This window comes from Nocardia sp. NPDC058666 (assembly GCF_042714895.1).
Classification (GTDB): domain Bacteria; phylum Actinomycetota; class Actinomycetes; order Mycobacteriales; family Mycobacteriaceae; genus Nocardia.
The window spans coordinates 327,058-346,864 of record NZ_JBHXRY010000006.1 but is presented as its reverse complement, the minus strand read 5'-3'; the positions used below and the strand labels follow the sequence as shown (position 1 = coordinate 346,864).

Sequence of the window (19,807 nt, the reverse complement as noted above, 5' to 3'; positions counted from 1 at the left end):
TATCCCCATTGTCGGTTGCTGAAGGGCTGCTGTTACCGGTTCATGGGGGATCGTCGGGCCGATCCCCTATTCCCAACCGATCCCCTAATAAACATCCCCGCCCAGATGCGGGGGTCCGCCCCGTTACGGGCCGATGGCCTCCCGCCATAGCGTCGATGCATCGTGCCGATTCACGAAGGAGCTGATTTCGATGACCACACCCATGGAGAACGCGATTCTGCAGTTCATTCTCGATCTGCTGCGCGACCCCAAGGCCGCGGCGGCCTACTGCAACGCGCCCGACAAGGTCATCGAACAGGCCCAGTTGTGCGCGACTCCGCAGTACATCGCTGCCTGCGCGCCGATGGTCGCGCGATCGGTGTGTGACGGTGGTGGCGCGGGACTTCGTGGGATCGTCGGGGCCGGGACCGGCGGATACGGGGCCGGTTACGGCACCGGTGGGTACGGCGGGGCAGGTCGGTACGGGGCCACCGGTGGCGGTGGCGGTGGAGCCGGCGGTTTCGGTGGATACGCCGGGTACGGGGCCGGGCCTGCGATGTTCTTCGGCGGGCCGGGACGTTGGTTCGGGCCGGGTGGAGCCGGTGGCGGGGCATGGGGCCCCGGTGGGGGCAATGGTGGTGCGGGCGGTAGTGGTGGGGGTGGCCGTGGCGGTAGTGGGGGAAATGGTGGCGGTGGCAACGGCGGTAATGGTGGTGGCGGCAACGGTGGCAACGGCGGCGGCGGAAATGGTGGCGGCGGTAATGGTGGGCCGGGCGGGCCCGGTGGACCCGGCGGACCGGGAGCTCCCGGTGGGGGCAACGGCGGCGGCGGCAACGGTGGGAACGGTGGCGACAGCACCAACAGTGGCAACACCACCAACACCAATAGCGGCAACACCACCAACAATCAGGGCAACGGCGACAACGAGATCTTCAGCCCCGACATCCTCACCGGCGATCCGGTCAGCAACCTGCTCAACGGCGACCAGATCAGCAACCTGCTCAACGGAACCGACGTCGGCGGGCTCAACCTCGGCGACATCGGCAGCCTGGGCAACGTAGGCAATCTCGGTGACGTGGGCAACCTCGGCGACACGCTCAACGAGGTCGTGTCCCTCGGCAATATCGGCGACACCCTCAACAACCTGGGCAACCTCGGCGACACCCTGAGCAGCATCGGGCACCTCGGCGACACCCTCAGCAATGTCGGCAACCTGACCAACGCCGTCGGCGACATCTCCGGCCTGGGCGACATCGCGAACCTGACCAACAGCCTCGGCGACGTCGGCGACGTCACCAACATGCTCGGCAACCTGGGCGACGTCGGCAACCTCACCAACACTCTCGGCGACCTCACCGACGTGGGCAACCTGGGCGACCTCACCAACACCGTCGGCAACCTCGGCGACATCACCGGCCTGGGCGACGTGATCGGCGGCGGCAACACTCTCGGCGACGTCACCAACCTGATCAGCGGCGCCAACGTCGGAGACCTGTTGGGCGGCAACACCGTTGGCGACGTCACCAACCTGATCAGCGGCGCGAACATCGGCGACATCGCGGGCCTGGCCAACGGCAGCACCCTCGGCGACATCACCGGCATCGACGCCTTCAACCAAGCCGCCCAGATCGCCACGGAGATGACCGACGCGTTCAACGCGGTCCAGATCGGCGACGCCCTGATCGGCAACCTCAGCGCCCCCGTCTCGGTGGTCTCGGGCTCGCTCGGCGGCGTCAGCGGCGTCCTCAACGGCATCAGCCCGATCAGCAACGTATTCAACGACTTCGGCGACTTCGGCAACGTGCTGTCGGAGCTGGCCGTCGGCGACTTCATCTCCACGCTCAACAACGTGGGCAACGTCAGCGAAGTCATCGGCTCGGCCGGCGACATCGGCGGCGTCGGCGACGTACTCGGCGGCGTCACCACCGTGGGCGACGTACTCGGCAGTGTCGCCTCGGTAGGCGACATCACCGACCTCGGCGGCATCACCGGAATCGGTTCTGTCGGAGACATTCTCAGCAACGTCGGCTCCGTGAGCGACGTCATCCAGAACTCGAATATCGGCGACGTGACCGACCTGGTGGATGCCGGGTCGGTTGGTGACGTGCTGGGCGGAATCACCAACATCGGTTCGGTAGGCGACATCACCGACCTCGACGCGGTCAGCGATGTGCTCAACGGGGCAGGCTCGATCGGCGATGTGAGCAACGTTGTCGGCGGCATCACCGACGTCGGCTCGGTCGGCGACGTGCTCGGTGGGATCACCGACATCGACGCAGGCACCGTCGGCGATGTGCTCAACGGGGCCGGGTCTATCGGCAGTGTTGTCGGCGACCTGAATCAGGTTGTGGGAGACCAGAACCTGACCGACGTCCTCAACGGAGCGGGCTCCATCGGTGACGTCAGCAACGTGGTCGGCAACGTGAATCAGGTTGTCGGCGACACGAACCTGACCGACGTACTCAACGACTCCGCCATCGGCAGCGTCTCCGATGTCCTCAACGGCGCCGGCTCCATCGGCGATGTCACCGACGTGATCACCAACAGCGGTGACGTGACCGAGGTACTCAGCAACATCGGCTCGATCGGCGACATCACCGATGTGGCAGGCGATGTCGGCTCGATCGGCGACGTCAGCGAGGTAGTCACCGGCATCGGCTCGGTGGGCGATATCAGCAATGTCGTCGGCGACGTGAGCAATGTGGCGGGCAACGTCGGCGACGTCACCGATGTCCTCAACGGTGCGGGCGCGATCGGCGACGTCACCGACATCGGCTCGATCTCCGACATCACCGGCGTCGCAGGCGATCTCACCAACGTGGGCAGCATCGGCGACATCACCGGCGACCTGATCGACGGCGGCATCGGCAACGTGGTCGGCGACGTGAGCAACGTGGCAGGCGACATCGGCATCGGCGACGTCACCGACGTACTCAACGGCGCGGGCTCGGTGACCGACGTGGTCGGCGACGTGAGCAATGTGACGGGCGATATCGGCTCGATCGGTGACATCAGCAATGTCGCCGGCAACATCACCGACGTCCTCAACGGCGCAGGCTCGATCGGCGACGTGAGCAATGTCGTCGGATCCGTCGTCGGCGACGTGGGCTCGATCGGCGATGTGAGCGAAGTGATCGGCGACGTCACCAACGTCGGCGACCTGACGAACGTGGGCAATATCGGTGGCGACATCAGCGAAGTCGTCGGCGGAATCAGCAACGTCGGCGACGTCAGCAACGTAGTCGGCGACCTCACCGACGTAGGCAATATCGGCAGCGTTGTCGGGGACCTGACCGACGTGGGCAATATCGGCGACGTCAGTGAAGTGGTCGGCGGGGTCGGCAATGTCAGCGACGTAGTCGGCGACCTCACCGATGTGGGCAACGTCGGCAATGTCGTCGGCTCGGTCGGCGACGTCACCCAGAACATCGGTTCCGTCGGCAGCGTCGTGGGCGACGTGACCGGCATCGGCGGCTCGGTCGGCGACGTGCTCGCCGGCGGCATCGGGTCCGTAGGCGATCTGACCAACGTCGGTTCCATCGGCGATGTGAGCGATGTCGTCGGCGACCTCACCGACGTGGGCAATGTCGGCTCGATAGGCGACGTCACCCAGAACATCGGCTCGATCAGCAGCGTCGTCGGCGACATCACCGGCGGCTCGGTGGGCGACCTGACCAACATCGGTTCTATCGGCGACGTGGTTGGCGATGTGACCGGCGTCGGCGGTTCGGTCGGCGACGTGCTGTCGGGCATCGGCTCCATCGGCGGCGACGTCGGTTCGATCGGCGACGTGACCAACGTGGTGGGCGACGTGACCGAAGTGGTCGGCGATGTCGGCTCGGTGGGTGACGTGATCTCGGGTGTCGGTTCGGTGGGCGACGTGAGCAATGTGGTGGGCGACGTGATCGGCGGGGATGTACTCGGTTCGGTAGGGGACGTGACCGGTATCGGCGGATCCGTCGGTGACGTGATCTCGGGTGTGGGTTCCGTCGGTGACGTGAGCAACGTCGTCGGTGACCTGACCGGCGTGGGCGGTTCGGTAGGCGACGTGCTGTCGGACGTCAGCTCGGTCGGCGACGTCACCAACGTCGTGGGCGACGTGATCGGCGGCGACGTACTCGGTTCGGTCGGCGACGTCGGTTCGGTGGGTGATGTGATCGCAGGCGTCGGCTCGATCGGTGACGTGAGCAGTGTGGTCGGTGACGTGGTCGGCGGCGACGTGACCAACGTGGTCGGCGACGTGACCAACGTGGTCGGCGATGTGATCGGCGGGGACGTCGGTTCGGTGGGTGATGTGATCTCGGGCGTGGGCTCCGTCGGCGACGTGACCAACGTGGTCGGTGACGTGGTCGCTGGTGTCGGCTCGATCGGTGACGTGAGCAACGTGGTCGGCAACGTCGGCTCGGTCGGCGACGTCCTCGACGGCGGCATCGGCTCCGTCGGCGACATCACGCAGTCGGTCGGCTCGGTCGGCGACATCACCGGAATCGCAGGTTCCGTCGGCGAATTCACCGGTGTGGCAGGCGATCTCACCGGCGTGGCAGGCGACCTGGGCTCGATCGGCGACATCAGCGGCGTAGCCGGCGACCTGACCAACACGATCGGCGACCTCACCGCGGTAGGCGGCGACCTGGGCTCGATCAGCGACGTGAGCAATGTGGTCGGTGACGTGATCGGCGGCGACGTCAGCGGCGTGGCCGGCGACCTGACCAACACGATCGGCGACCTCACCGCGGTAGGCGGCGACCTGGGCTCGATCAGCGACGTGACCGGTGTCGCGGGCGACTTGACCGGCGTCGCAGGCGACCTGACCGGCATCACCGGGGGAGTGACCGGTGTCGCGGGCGACGTCATCGGCTCGGTCGGCGACATCTCCGGTGTAGGCGGCGATCTCGGCTCGGTCGGCGACGTGTTCGGCACCGTCGGCGACATCACCGGCATCGCGGGCTCGGTGGGTGAAGTCACCGGCATTGCGGGCGATCTGACCAACACCTTCGGCGACCTGACCAACACCGTCGGTTCCGTCGGCGACGTGACCGGTGTCGCGGGCGACCTGGTCGGCTCCGTGGGCGACGTATCCGGTGTCGCGGGCGACGTGATCGGTTCCGTCAGCGACGTATCCGGCGTGGCGGGCGACCTGACCGGAGTGGCCGGGGACGTCAGCGGCATCACCAACTCGATCGGCGACATGTCCGACATCGGCGGCGACCTCACCGGCGTGGCAGGCGACATCACCGATATCGGGTCCATCACCGACGTCACGGGCGTCGCCGGCGACTTGACCAACACAGTCGGTTCGGTTGGCGACCTCACCAACACCATCGGTTCCGTCGGCGACATCACTGGGATTGCCGGTGACCTGTCCGGCGTAGCAGGCGATATCACCGACGTCGGCTCCATCGGCGACCTGACCGGAGTCGCGGGCGACCTGACCAACACGGTCGGTTCGGTCGGCGATATCACCGACATCGGCTCCATCAGCGACATCACCAACACCTTCGGCGACCTGACCAACACGGTCGGCTCCGTCGGCGACATCGCCGGTGTGGCAGGCGACCTGACCGGCGTGGCAGGTGACCTGACCGGCGTAGCTGGCGACCTGACCGGTGTGGCCGGTGACCTGTCCGGTGTGGCTGGCGACGTGTCCGGCGTAGCTGGTGACTTGACCGGCGTGGCAGGCGACGTATCCGGCGTAGCGGGCGACCTGACCAACACGGTCGGCGACATCTCCGGAATCGCGGGCGGTATCGGCGACGTGACCGGTGTCGGCGGCGACCTCCTCGGCACAGTCGGTTCGGTCGGCGACGTCACCAACACGCTGGGCGACCTGACCGGCATGACCGGCGACATCTCCGGCGTGGCGGGCGACCTCACCAATACTGTTGGTTCCGTTGGTGATTGGACCAACACAGTCGGCGACATCACCGGCGTGGGCGGCGACCTGCTCAGCAACGTCACCGGCACGGTCGGCTCCGTTGGCGACGTGACCGGCGTGGCGGGCGACCTGACGAACACCGTCGGCTCGGTGGGCGACATCGCAGGCGGCCTCACCGGCGTGGCAGGCGACGTCACCGGCATCGCCGGTTCGGTCGGCGAGGTAACCAACTCGGTAGGCGACATCAGCGGCGTGGCAGGCGATCTCACCCAGTCGGTCGGTGACTTCACCGGAGTCGCAGGCGACCTCACCAACTCGATCAGCGGCGTAGCGGGCGACCTCACCGGCGTCGGCGGCGACCTGTCCGGCATCACCGGCGACGTCTCCGGAGTCGCAGGCGACCTGACCAACTCCGTCGGAAACATCAGCGACATCACCAACACCGTCGGTTTCGTCGGTGACGTGACCGGTGTCGCGGGCGACCTGGTCGGTTCGATCAGCGACGTGAGCGGCGTAGCGGGCGACCTCACGAACATCGTTGGCTCCGTGGGAGATTGGACCAACACGATCGGCGACATCACCGGCATGACCGGTGACCTGACCGGCGTCGCAGGCGATCTCACGCAGACGGTCGGTTCGGTCGGTGACGTGACCGGTGTCGCGGGCGACCTGGTTGGCTCGATCAGCGACGTGAGCGGCGTGGCGGGCGATCTCACCAATACGGTCGGCTCGGTCGGGGACATCACCGGGGTAGCGGGCGACCTGACCAACACGGTCGGAAACTTCACCAACACGGTCGGCGACGTGTCCGGCGTCGCAGGCGACCTCACCAATTCGATCAGCGGCGTCGCGGGTGACTTCACCGGTGTCGCGGGCGATCTGACGCAGACGGTGGGCTCGATCAGCGACGTGACCGGAGTAGCGGGCGACCTGATCGGTTCCGTCGGCGATGTTTCCGGTGTTGCCGGCGATCTGACGAATTCGGTCGGCGATGTCACCGGCGTGGCGGGCGATCTCACCAACACGGTTGGCTCCGTCCAAGATTGGACGCAGACGGTTGGCGACATCACCGGCATGACCGGCGACCTGACCGGTGTCGCGGGCGATCTGACGCAGACGGTCGGTTCGGTCGGCGACGTGACCGGTGTCGCGGGCGACCTGGTCGGCTCGATCAGCGACGTGAGCGGCGTCGCCGGGGACCTCACGAACACCGTCGGCTCGGTCGGCGACATCGCGGGTGTCGCGGGCGACCTGACCGGCGTTGCGGGCGACCTCACCAATACCGTTGGCTCCGTCGGTGATTGGACCAACACGGTCGGAAACCTCACCCAGTCGGTCGGCGACGTATCCGGCGTTGCCGGCGATCTCACCAACTCGGTCGGCGATATCAGCGGCATCGCGGGCGGCGTAACTGGTGTCGCGGGCGACCTCACCAACTCCATCAGCGACGTGAGCGGCGTGGCAGGCGACCTCACGAACACCGTCGGCTCCGTCGGCGACTGGACGAACACCATCGGCGACATCACCGGCATGACCGGCGACCTGACCAACACCGTCGGAAACCTCACCAACTCGGTGGGCGACGTCTCGGGGGTCGCGGGTGACCTCACTCAGTCGGTGGGCGACGTTTCGGGCGTGGCGGGCGATCTCACCAATTCGATCAGTGACATCAGCGGTGTCGCGGGTGACTTCACCGGCGTTGCAGGCGATCTGACGCAGACCGTCGGTTCGATCAGCGACGTGACAGGCGTAGCCGGCGACGTGATCGGTTCCGTGGGCGACATCTCCGGCGTTGCCGGCGACCTCACGCAGACGGTCGGTTCGGTCGGCGACGTGACCGGTGTCGCGGGTGACCTGGTCGGCTCTGTCGGCGACGTGACCGGCGTTTCCGGCGGAATCGCCGGCGTGGCGGGCGACCTCACCAACTCGGTGACCGGTGTGACCGGCGATCTGACGAACACTGTCGGTTCGGTCGGCGATGTGACGGGCGTGGCTGGCGACGTGATCGGCTCCGTCGGTGACTTCACCGGCGTGGCAGGCGATCTGACGCAGACGGTCGGTTCGATCAGCGACGTGACAGCCGTCGCCGGCGATCTCACGCAGACAGTCGGCGACATTTCCGGAGTCGCGGGCGATCTCTCCGGCGTGGCCGGCGACCTCACGAACACCGTCGGTTCGGTCGGCGACGTGACCGGTGTCGCGGGCGATCTGACGCAGACAGTCGGCGACGTGACCGGGGTGTCGGGCGGTATTGCCGGTGTGGCGGGCGATCTGACGCAGACCGTCGGTGATGTGACGGGAAATGTCGGCTCGGTGGGCGACTGGACCAACACGGTCGGCAACCTCACGCAGTCCATCGGCGATGTTTCGGGGGTCGCGGGCGATCTCACCAATTCGATCAGCGACGTCAGCGGCGTTGCGGGCGATCTGACGCAGACGGTCGGTTCGGTCGGCGATGTAGTCGGTGTTGCGGGCGATCTGACGAACTCGATTGGCGACGTCAGCGGTGTAGCGGGCGATCTGACGCAGACGGTCGGCGACGTAACCGGCGTGACCGGCGGTATCGCCGGTGTCGCGGGCGACCTCACCGGCGTGGCTGGCGACCTGACGAACACGGTCGGTTCGGTGGGCGACATCGCCGGTGTTGCGGGCGACCTGACGAACACGGTCGGAAACATCAGCGACGTGACCGGTGTCGCGGGCGATCTGACGAACACCGTCGGCTCGATCAGCGACGTAACCGGTGTAGCAGGTGACCTGACGCAAACGGTCGGCTCGATCAGCGACGTAACCGGGATCGCCGGCGACCTGACGGGGGTTGCTGGGGATCTGACCGGCACGGTCGGTTCGATCGGCGACGTGACCGGCGTGGCGGGCGATCTCACCCAGAGCGTGGGCGATTGGACGAATACGGTCGGAAACCTCACTCAGTCGGTGGGCGACGTTTCCGGCGTCGCAGGCGACCTGACCGGCACGGTCGGCTCGATCAGTGACGTGACCGGCGTGGCAGGTGACCTCACACAGACTGTCGGCTCGATCGGCGACGTGACCAACACAGTCGGCGACCTCACCGGAGTGGCCGGGGACCTGACCAACACAGTCGGCGACCTCACCGGAGTGGCCGGGGACCTGACCAACACCGTCGGCTCCATCAGCGATGTGACCGGCGTCGCGGGCGACCTCACGGGCGTCGCAGGCGATCTGACCAACACGGTCGGTTCGGTCGGTGACGTGACCGGCATTGCCGGCGACGTGACGAACACCGTGAGTGACCTGACGCAGACCATCGGCAACGTCGGCGACGTGTCCGGTGTCGCGGGCGACATGATCGGCTCGGTCGGCGACATCACGGGAACCGTTGGCTCCGTCGGTGATTGGACGAACACGGTCGGCGACGTCACCAGTGCGGTCGGTTCGGTGGGCGACGTGACCGGTGTCGCCGGTGATCTGACCCAGACCATCGGCTCGATCAGCGACGTGACCAATACCTTCGGCGATCTGACCGGTGTCGCCGGCGACCTCACGCAGACAGTGGGTTCGGTCGGCGACGTGACCGGCATCGCGGGCGACCTCACCGGCGTGGCTGGCGACCTGACCAACACGGTCGGTTCGATCAGCGATGTGACCGGTGTGGCGGGTGACCTGACGCAGACCGTCGGCTCGATCGGCGACGTGACAGGTATCGCGGGCGACCTCACCGGCGTCGCAGGTGACCTGACCCAGACCGTCGGCTCGATCGGCGACGTGACCAACACGGTCGGTGACCTGACCGGCGTGGCCGGCGACCTCACGCAAACGGTCGGTTCCATCGGCGACGTGACGAACACGCTGGGCGACCTGACGCAGACCATTGGCAACGTCAGCGACGTGACTGGTGTCGCGGGGGATCTGACGCAGACGGTGGGTTCGATCAGTGACGTGACCGGCGTCGCGGGCGACCTCACGGGCGTCGCTGGCGATCTGACGAACACGGTCGGTTCCATCGGCGACGTGACGAGCACGCTGGGAGACCTGACGCAGACCATCGGCAACGTCAGCGACGTGACTGGCGTCGCGGGGGATCTGACGCAGACGGTGGGTTCGATCAGCGACGTGACCGGCGTGGCAGGCGACCTGACCAATACCGTCGGTTCGATCGGCGATCTCACCGCGGTCGGTGGTGATCTGGTCGGCGACGTGACAGGTGTCGCAGGCGATCTGACGAACACCGTCGGTTCGATCGGCGACGTGACGAACACGTTGGGTGACCTGACCCAGACCGTCGGTTCGATCGGTGACGTCACCGGAGTTGCCGGCGACCTCACCGGTGTGGCAGGCGACCTGACCAACACCGTCGGTTCGATCAGCGACGTCACAGGCGTCGCAGGCGATGTGCTCGGAACCGTTGGCTCGGTGGGTGATTGGACCAACACGGTCGGCGACGTCACCAACACACTCGGTTCGGTCGGCGACATCACGGGCGTCGGCGGCGACCTGGTCGGCGACGTGACCGGTGTGGCAGGGGATCTGACGCAGACGGTCGGCTCGATCAGCGACGTGACCGGCGTAGCGGGCGATCTCACCAACTCCATCAGCGACGTCACCGGCAGCATCGGCTCGGTCGGCGACGTGACCGGCGTGGCGGGCGACCTCACCGGCGTCGGCGGCGACCTGCTGAGCGGAATCACCGGCAACTCCGGCGACCTGACGAACACCCTGGGCGACGTCACCAACACAGTCGGCGACCTGACCGGCAACTCCGGTGACATCACCGGTATCGCAGGTGGGCTGATCGGTTCGGTCGGTGACATCACTGGAGTTGCGGGCGACCTGACCGGCAACACTGGTGACCTGACCGGGATCACCGGCGACGTGACCGGCGTAGCGGGCGACCTCACCAACTCGGTCAGCGACCTCGTCGACACCGGCGACCTGACCGGAATCGCAGGCGATATCACCGGCGTAGCAGGCGGTATCGGCGATGTGACCGGGGTCGGTGGCGATCTGCTCAGCGATCTGACCGGCAACACAGGTGACATCACCGGTATCGCGGGCGGCCTGGTGAACACCGGCGACCTGACCAACACGGTTGGCGATGTGACCGGCGTAGCGGGCGGCCTGCTCAGCAATTCGGGCGACCTCACGGGCATCGCGGGCGACTTGACCGGCGTGGCTGGTGACCTGAGCGGGATCGGCGACGTGACCGGTGTCGGCGGCGACCTGATCGGTGACGTGACCGGCGTGGCAGGCGGCCTTCTCAGTAATTCGGGCGACTTCACCGGTATCGCAGGCGATCTCGTCGGATCCGTCGGTGACGTCACGGGCAATACCGGTAACCTGAGCGGAATCTCCGGTGACATCACCGGTGTCGCGGGCGACCTCACCGGCATCGTCGGCGACCCCAGCCTGATCGGTTCGGTCGGTGACGTCACCGGCGTCGGCGGCGACCTCTTGAGCAATGTCAGCGGCGTTGCAGGCGACCTGACCGGCAACTCCGGTGACTTGACCGGTGTCGCAGGCGACCTGACCGGAGTGGCTGGTGGCCTGATCAACGGCGATGTGACCGGCGGCTTGATCAATGGTGACGTGACCGGCGACCTGATCGACAACACGGGCACGATCACCGGCGTCGCGGGCGGCCTCGTCAACAACACCGGCGACATCAGCGGAATCGCGGGTGACTTGATCGGTTCGGTCGGCGACATCGGCAACAGCGGTGACCTCACCGGTGTCGCAGGTGATCTGATCGACAACTCCGGTGACATCGCCGGAACCGTCGGTGACATCTCGGGCATCGCAGGGGATCTCACCGGCAACTCGGGTGACCTCACCGGCATCGCCGGCGACCTGCTCGACAACTCCGGCTCGATCGGCAGCATCTCCGACAACGTCGACGACCTGGTCTTCTCGGTCGGCGACTGGACCAACTCGGTGGGCGACGTGACCGGTATCGCGGGCGGACTGGTCAACGGCGACGTCACCGGTGTCGCGGGCGATCTCACCGGTGTCGCGGGTGGACTGGTGAACAACACCGGCGACATCTCGGGCATCGCCGGCGACTTGACCGGCGTCGCAGGCGGTGTCGTCAACGGCGACATCATCGGCGACCTGACCGGCAACTCGGGCGACATCATCGGCGACCTGACCAACACCGGCGACCTCACCGGCGGCCTGATCAACGGCGACCTGACCGGCGTCGGCGGTGACCTGCTCAGCGACATCACCGGCAACACCGGCGACGTGGTCGGCGCCATCACCAACAACGGCGACCTCGCGGGCATCGCGGGCGGAATCCTCAATGGCGACATCACCGGCGACCTCATCGACGGCGACCTGACCGGCATCGCCGGCGGCCTCGTCAACGGGGACGTACTCAGCGACATCACCAACAGCGGTGATATCGGCGGCGTGATCGGCACGGTCGGTGACATCACCGGCAACAGCGGCGACCTGACGGGCGACCTGCTGGACAACTCGGGCGACATCGGTGGCGTGGTCGGTGACATCACGAACTCCGGCGATATCGGTGGCCTGATCGGTTCGGTCGGCGACATCACCAACAACGGCGATATCGCCGGCGTAGCAGGAGGACTCGTGAACAACACCGGAGACATCGTCGGTGACATCACCGGCAACAGTGGCGACCTCACCGGCATCGCAGGCGGCCTGGTCAACGGCGACGTGACCGGCGTCGCGGGCGACCTGCTGAACAACTCCGGTGACATCGGCGGCGTCCTCAGCGACATCACCAACACCGGCGACCTGACCGGCATCGCGGGTGGTCTGGTGAACGGCGACATCACCGGTGACCTGCTGGACAACTCGGGCGATATCGGTGGCCTGATCGGCTCGGTCGGTGACATCACCGGCAATACCGGCGACTTGACCGGGGTGGCAGGCGATCTCACCGGCGACCTCGTCAATGGCGACATCACCGGCGATCTGATCGACGGCGGGCTGACCGGCGTCGCGGGTGGTCTGGTGAACGGCGACATCACCGGCATCGCGGGCGATCTCACCGGTGTCGCGGGCGGCCTGGTCAATGGCGACGTTATCGGTGACATCACCAATGGCGACATCACTGGTGATCTGATCGACGGTGGCCTGGGCGGCCTCGTGAACGGCGACATCACCGGTGACCTGGTCGACGGCGGCATCACCGGTGTCGCAGGCGATCTCACCGGCGTCGCGGGCGGCCTCGTCAACGGCGACGTCCTCAGCGACATCACCAACGGCGACTTCACCGGCGTCGCAGGTGGTCTGATCTCCAACACCGGCGACATCACCGGCGACCTCATCGATGGCGACATCACCGGCGATCTGATCGACGGCGGTCTGACCGGCGTCGCAGGAGGCCTCGTCAACGGTGACATCACGGGCGATCTGCTCGACGTGACGGGCGTCGCGGGCGACCTGACCGGAGTGGCAGGTGGCCTCGTGAACGGTGACATCACCGGCGATCTGCTCGACAACTCCGGCGACATCGGGGGTCTGGTCGGCTCGATCACCGACAACGACATCGCCGGCGTCGCGGGCGGCATCCTCAACGGTGACATCACCGGCATCGCAGGCGGACTGATCTCCAACACCGGTGACATCACCGGTGGCCTGGTCAACGGTGATCTCACCGGCGGACTCGTGAACGGCGACATCACCGGCGTGGCAGGCGATCTGACCGGCGGCTTGGTCAACGGCGACATCACCGGCGACCTTCTCGACAACTCCGGCGACATCGGCGGCCTCGTGGGTTCGATCACCGACAACGACATCACCGGCGGCCTCGTGAACGGCGACCTGACCGGCGTCGCGGGCGGAATCATCAACGGCGACATCGTCGGTGACCTCACCGACGTCGGCTCGATCGGCGACATCACGGGTGACCTCGTCGACGGTGACATCACCGGCGGTCTGATCAACGGCGACGTGCTCAACGGCGTCGGTGACATCACCGGGGTCGCGGGCGGCCTGGTCAATGGAGACGTGACCGGCGACCTGGTCGACGGCGATCTGACCGGTGTGGCGGGCGGCATCCTCGATGGCGATATCGTCGGTGACATCACCGAAAACGGTGTGCTCACAGGCGATTTCCTCAACGATCTGTCGGCGGTCACCGGCGGTGTGGTCAACGGCGACATTCTCAGCGATCTCACCGGTGTCGCGGGCGGCGTGGTCAACGGCGACGTCGTCGGCGACATCACCGACAACGACATCGCCGGCCTGATCAACGGCGACGTGCTCAGCGGCATCAGCGACAACGAGCTCACCGGCGACCTGGTCGGCAACGTCGGCAACGTCACCAATACCGGCGACATCGCGAACCTCATCGGTCTCACCGGCCTGGCCGCGGCGGTCACCGGTATCGGCGGCGACTTCATCGGCGGTGACCTGATCGGCGGCGTAGATCTCGCCGGGCTCGCAAGCGACCTGTTCGACAACTCCGGTGACATCACCGGCGTCGCAGGCGGCCTGGTCAACGGTGACGTCCTCAGCAACATCACCGACAACGACCTCGTCGGCGGCGTCCTGAACGGCGACGTCACCAACACCGGCGATATCGGCAGCCTGGTCGGCGACATCACCAATACCGGTGACATCGGCGGTGTCGTCGGCGACCTCACCGGCGGTGACCTGACCGGCATCGGCGCAATCGGCGACCTGACCGGCGTAGCAGGCGGAATCCTCAACGGCGACATCACCGATGTCGGTTCGATCGGAGATATCACCGGCGGTCTCGTCGGCGGTGACCTCACTGGCATCGGCGGAATCGGCGACGTGACCGGCGACCTCATCGACGGTTCGGTCGGCGACATCACCGGCGGCTTGGTCGGTGGCGATCTGGTGGGCGACCTGACCGGTGTCGCAGGCGACCTCAATGGCGTCGGTGACATCACGGGCGATCTCATCGACGGTGGCCTGGTGGGCGACCTGACCGGCGTGGCGGGCGACCTCAATGGCATCGGTGACATCACCGGCGGCCTGATCAACGGCGACATCACCGACAACGACCTCGTCGGCGGAATCCTCAACGGCGACCTCACCAATGTCGGTTCGGTCGGTGACATCACCGGAGACCTCGTCGACGGCGGCTTGGTCGGTGACCTGACCGATGTCGGTTCGATCGGCGATATCACCGGCGGCCTCGTAGGCGGTGACCTCGTCGGTGACCTGACCGGCGTCGGTGACATCACCGGCGATCTGATCGACGGCGACTTCACCAACGTCGGCAACTTGACCGGCATCGCCGGCGACCTGACCGACGTCGGCAGCATCGGTGACATCACCGGCGGCCTGATCAACGGCGACGTGACCGGCGATCTGATCGACGGCTTCATCGGCGACGTGACCGGCGATCTGATCGACGGCGCCCTGGTCGGCGATCTGACCGGCGTCGCGGGCGACCTCACCGGCGTCGGCGCGATCGGCGACATCACCGGCGACCTCCTCGACACCGGCGACCTGACCAACGTCGGCAATCTCGGCGACCTCACCGCCGGCCTGATCAACGGCGACGTGATCGGCGATCTCACCAACGTCGGCACGGTCAGCGACATCCTGACCGGCGACCTGACCAACACCATCGGCGACATCACGGCCGACCCGAGTGGAGCCCTGATCGGTTCCATCGGCGACCTGACCGGCGTCGGCGGCGACTTGACCGGAATCAACGACGTGACCGGCATTGCCGGTGACCTGACCAGCACGGTGGGTGACATGACCGGACCTCTGAGCGGCAACGACATCACGGGCACGATCGGCGACATCACCGGCATCATCGGCGGCGATGGTGGCGGCGGCGGAGGGGGTGGTGGCGGTACCGGCGGCCTGCTGGGCGACATCACCTGGGTCGGCGACGTGACCGGCGTGGCAGGCGGGCTGTCCGGAATCACCGATTCCTTCAGCGATGTGACGACAGTGTTCGGCGACTGGTCGAACATGATCGGCGACGTCGGCGGTACCTTCGGCGATCTCACCGGCACCTTCGGCGACTTCAATGTCAGCGATCTGGTCGGCGATGTCGCGGGCGTCTCCGGTGACTGGTCGGGCATGATCGCCGGCATCAGCGACAACGCGCTGAACATCACCGGTTTCGGCAGCGGCCTGGTGAGCGACCTGGTGTCGGTGTCGGGCGACTGGAACAACACCTTCGAGGGCATCACCGGCAGCTTCGGCGACGTGGTGAACGTCGGCGGCGACCTGGTCGGCTCGATCGCGGGCATCGGCGGATCCATCGGTGACATCGGCGGTTCGGTCGGCGACATCGGCGGCACGTTCGGTGACCTCACCGGCTCTCTCACCGGCATCGGTGGCTCGGTCGGCGACATCACCGGCTCCCTGACCGGTGTCGGCGGATCGCTCACCGGGATCACCGGTTCGCTCGGTGACCTCACCGGCTCGGTGACCGGCATCGGCGGCGACCTGTCCGACGTGTTCGGCGACGTGACCGGCTCGTTCGGCGACCTGACCGGATTCGGCGGTGAGATCGGCGGTTTCGTCGCCGACATCACCGGTATCGGCGGTGACCTCACCGGTTCGTTCGGTGACCTCACCGGCTTCTTCGCAGACTTCACCGGTATCGCCGGTGACGTGGCCGCCTTCACCGGCGACCTGACCGGCATCGTCACCGGCATCGCCGATGTGACCGGTGTCGGTGGTGACCTGATCGGCTCTGTCGGTGACCTCACCGGTGTCGGTGGCGTCATCGGCGATGTGACCGGTTCCATCGGTGACATCACCGGTGCTACCGGGCTGATCGGCGACCTGGATATCGGCGACGTGACCGGCTCTGTCGGTGACATCAGTGGAATTGCAGGTGATGTGACTGGTGTTGCCGGTGGCATTGCGGGAGATGTGACCGGCGTTGTCGGCTCGATCGGCGACCTGACCGGCGTGGTAGGCGACCTTGACCTTTCTGGCATTGGGGATGTGACTGACATGGGCGACATCAATATCGGCGGCAGCAACAACATTTTCGGCGCAGGACTCAACGATGTGAACGGCATCGGCGACAACATCGGCGGCATCGGCAATGGTGTGGCGAGTGCCTGGGAGGACGTGCAGATCCAGGGCATCGGCGGCCAGGTGGACGAGTCGCTCAACAACTTCGGTGGCCTGGGCAACGGCGCGTTGGCAGGCGCTCTGGGTAGCGGCCTGGTCGGCGGCGACCTGACCGGCATCGGCGCCCACGACGTGACCGATGTGGTCGACGGCGGCATCCTGTCCAGCAATACGTTCGAAGACATCACCGCCAACGGCATCGGCGCGGCGATCGACGAGAGTTCGGTCCTCAACGATCTCGCCGCGGGTGGTGGCATCGGCAACGGCAACGTGGTCGGCGGCATCGTGGGCGGCCTGGCCGGCGACGGTGACGGTGGTCTGGCCGGTGCGGGCGGCGTCCTGAACGGCGACGGTGGCCTGCTCGGCGCGGCGGGCGTGGGCAACGGCCTGCTCGGTGCGGGCGGCGACGGCGGCCTGTTCGGTGGCGCGACCGATACCACCATCAACGGGATCGGCGCGGCGATCGACGAGAGCGCGATCCTCAACAACGTCAACGACGGTGGCATCGCCGGTGTGGCGGGCGGCGTGCTCAGTGGCGACGGTGCCGCGACCGGTGCACTGGGTGGCCTGCTCGGCGGCGGCCTGGTCGACGGTGACATCACCGGCCTGGCGGGCGGCGTGTTCAGCGGCGACTTCGAGGACATCACCACCAACGGCATCGGCGCCGCGATCGACGAATCCACCTTCACCGACCTGGTCGACGTGGAGAACATCACCGGCATCGGCGGCGCCCTCGGCGACGTGACCAACACCGGTGACGTGACCGGCCTCGCGGGTGGTCTGCTCAGCGGCGACGGTGGTCTGGCCGGCGCGGGCGGCGTGCTCAACGGCGCGGCGTTCGAGGACATCACCGGCATCGGCGGCAACGTCGACGACCTGGGTGGCATCGCGAACGGTGCGGTGGTCACCGGCCTGGCGGGCGGCGTCCTGAGCGGCGACTTCGAGGACATCACCACCAATGGCATCGGTGCGGCGATCGACGAGTCCAACGTCCTCAACGACGTGCTCGACGGCGGCGTGGCCGGTATCGGCGGCGCGGGCGGCGCGGCGGATCTGATCGACGGTGGCATCGCCTCCGGTCTGCTCGGCGGAGCGGTCTTCGAAGACATAACCACGAACGGCATCGGTGCGGCGATCGACGAGTCCAACGTCCTCAACGACGTGGTCGACGGTGGCGTCGCCAGCGGTCTGCTTGGTGGTGAAGGTGGCCTGCTCGGTGCGGCAAACTTCGAGGACATCACCGCAAATGGCATCGGCGCCGCGATCGACGAGTCGAATGTTCCGATCCTCAACGACGTGCTCGACGGTGGCGTGGCCGGTATCGGCGGCGCGGGCGGCGCGGCGGATCTGATCGACGGCGGTATCGCGTCCGGTCTGCTCGGTGGCGAGGGTGGCCTGCTCGGCGCGGCCAACTTCCAGGACATCACCACCAATGGCATCGGTGCGGCGATCGACGAGTCCCCGATCCTGAACGACGCGGTCGACGACGGTGTGGTCGACGTGCTCAACGGCGCGGTGTTCCAGGACATCACCGCCAATGGCATCGGTGCCGCGATCGACCAGTCCCCGATCGGCAACGATCTGATCGACGGCCTGATCAACGGTTCCAACTTCGAGGACATCACCGGTGTCGGCGGCAACGTCGACAGCGTGGGCGGGGTCATGAACGGCATGACCGACGTGCTCAACCCGACTGCGGTGGCCGGCCTGTTCAGCAGCGGCCTCAGTGGTTCCACGCACGACAACACCGGTTCGACGAACTCCTCGCCGTACAGCTCGGCCACCTCGGCGGCCTCCGACGGCGCGGCTTCCGCGGCCAATGCCGCCAGCGCCCTGACCGGCGCCGCGGCCACCACCGCGGGCCTGGCAGCGCTGAGCGACGACGATCTGGGCTTCGATCTGGGCAACACGTTCGACAACGCCGGTCTGGCCACCGGCCTCGGCGATCTGTCCGGCATCGCACCCGGTGAGCCGAACCCGTCGGGCACCGGCCTGGAAACCGGTTTCGCTCCCCTCGACGCGGTGACCGGAGCCCTGACCGGCGACTCGTCCGGCGGCGGCCTGCTCGGCGGAGTCCTGCCGACCGCGGGCGACGCGGACCTGCCCAGCGGCCTGCTCGGTGGCGTCCTGCCCACCGGCGACGGCGATCTGCCGACCACCGGCCTGCTCGGCGGGGTCCTGCCCACCGGTGATGCCGGCCTTCCGGCAGGCGACCTCGGTGGCCTGACCGGCAACCTCCCGACCGGCGACCTCGGTGGCGTCACCGGTGGCCTGCCGACCAACGATCTGGGCGGCGTCCTGCCCACCGGCGACGGCCTGGTCCCCAGCGTGGACGTGTTGCCCGATACCGCGGGCATCCTGCCCACCGACACCACCGGCGGCCTGCTCGGCGGCGCGACCGACGCGGTCGGGTCCGGCCTGGAAACCGGCTTCGGCACCGTCGACGGTGTCACCAGCGGTCTCCTCGGTGGCGACGGCGGCCTGCTCGGTGGCGGTGTCCCGACCGACCTGAACGGTTCGGGTGCCCCCTTCGACACCACGTCCGGCCTCGGCTCCACGGTCACCGACACCGTCGGTGGCGCAACGGATACCGGCCCGCTGCCCGGCCTGGATTACACCCCGATGCCGACACCGGCGCCGACTGCTCCGGTGTACGACACCACCGAAGCCGCCACCGGCGGACTGGCGGATACCGCCGGCGCCGCGACCGGTGCGGTCACCGACACCACCGGTGCCGCGACCGGCGGCCTGACCGACACTACCGGCGGCCTGACCGGCTCGCTGGACGCGGTCGATGTGGGTGGCGCCTTCGGTCCGGGTCTCGGCGCGACGGACACGGGCCTGCTGGGCGACTCCTCGGGCACCACCGCTCCGGATTCCGACGACGGTGGCCTGCTCGGTGGCGGACTGCTCTGAGAA

General features: G+C 67.3%; 1 protein-coding gene. It reads left to right on the top strand.

Annotation, left to right across the window (positions count from 1 at the left end; translation table 11 throughout):
- Positions 1-190 precede the first annotated feature (190 nt).
- Entirely contained in the window at positions 191-19,804 is a 19,614-nt protein-coding gene (locus ACFWVD_RS17640) for a hypothetical protein (RefSeq protein ID WP_379243909.1), read from the top strand.
- The last annotated feature ends 3 nt before the right edge of the window (positions 19,805-19,807 follow it).

What these genes read in the sequence shown, in the direction of transcription:
- ACFWVD_RS17640 (WP_379243909.1), top strand. Translation starts at nt 191, where the DNA reads ATGACCACACCCATGGAGAACGCGATTCTGCAGTTCATTCTCGATCTG.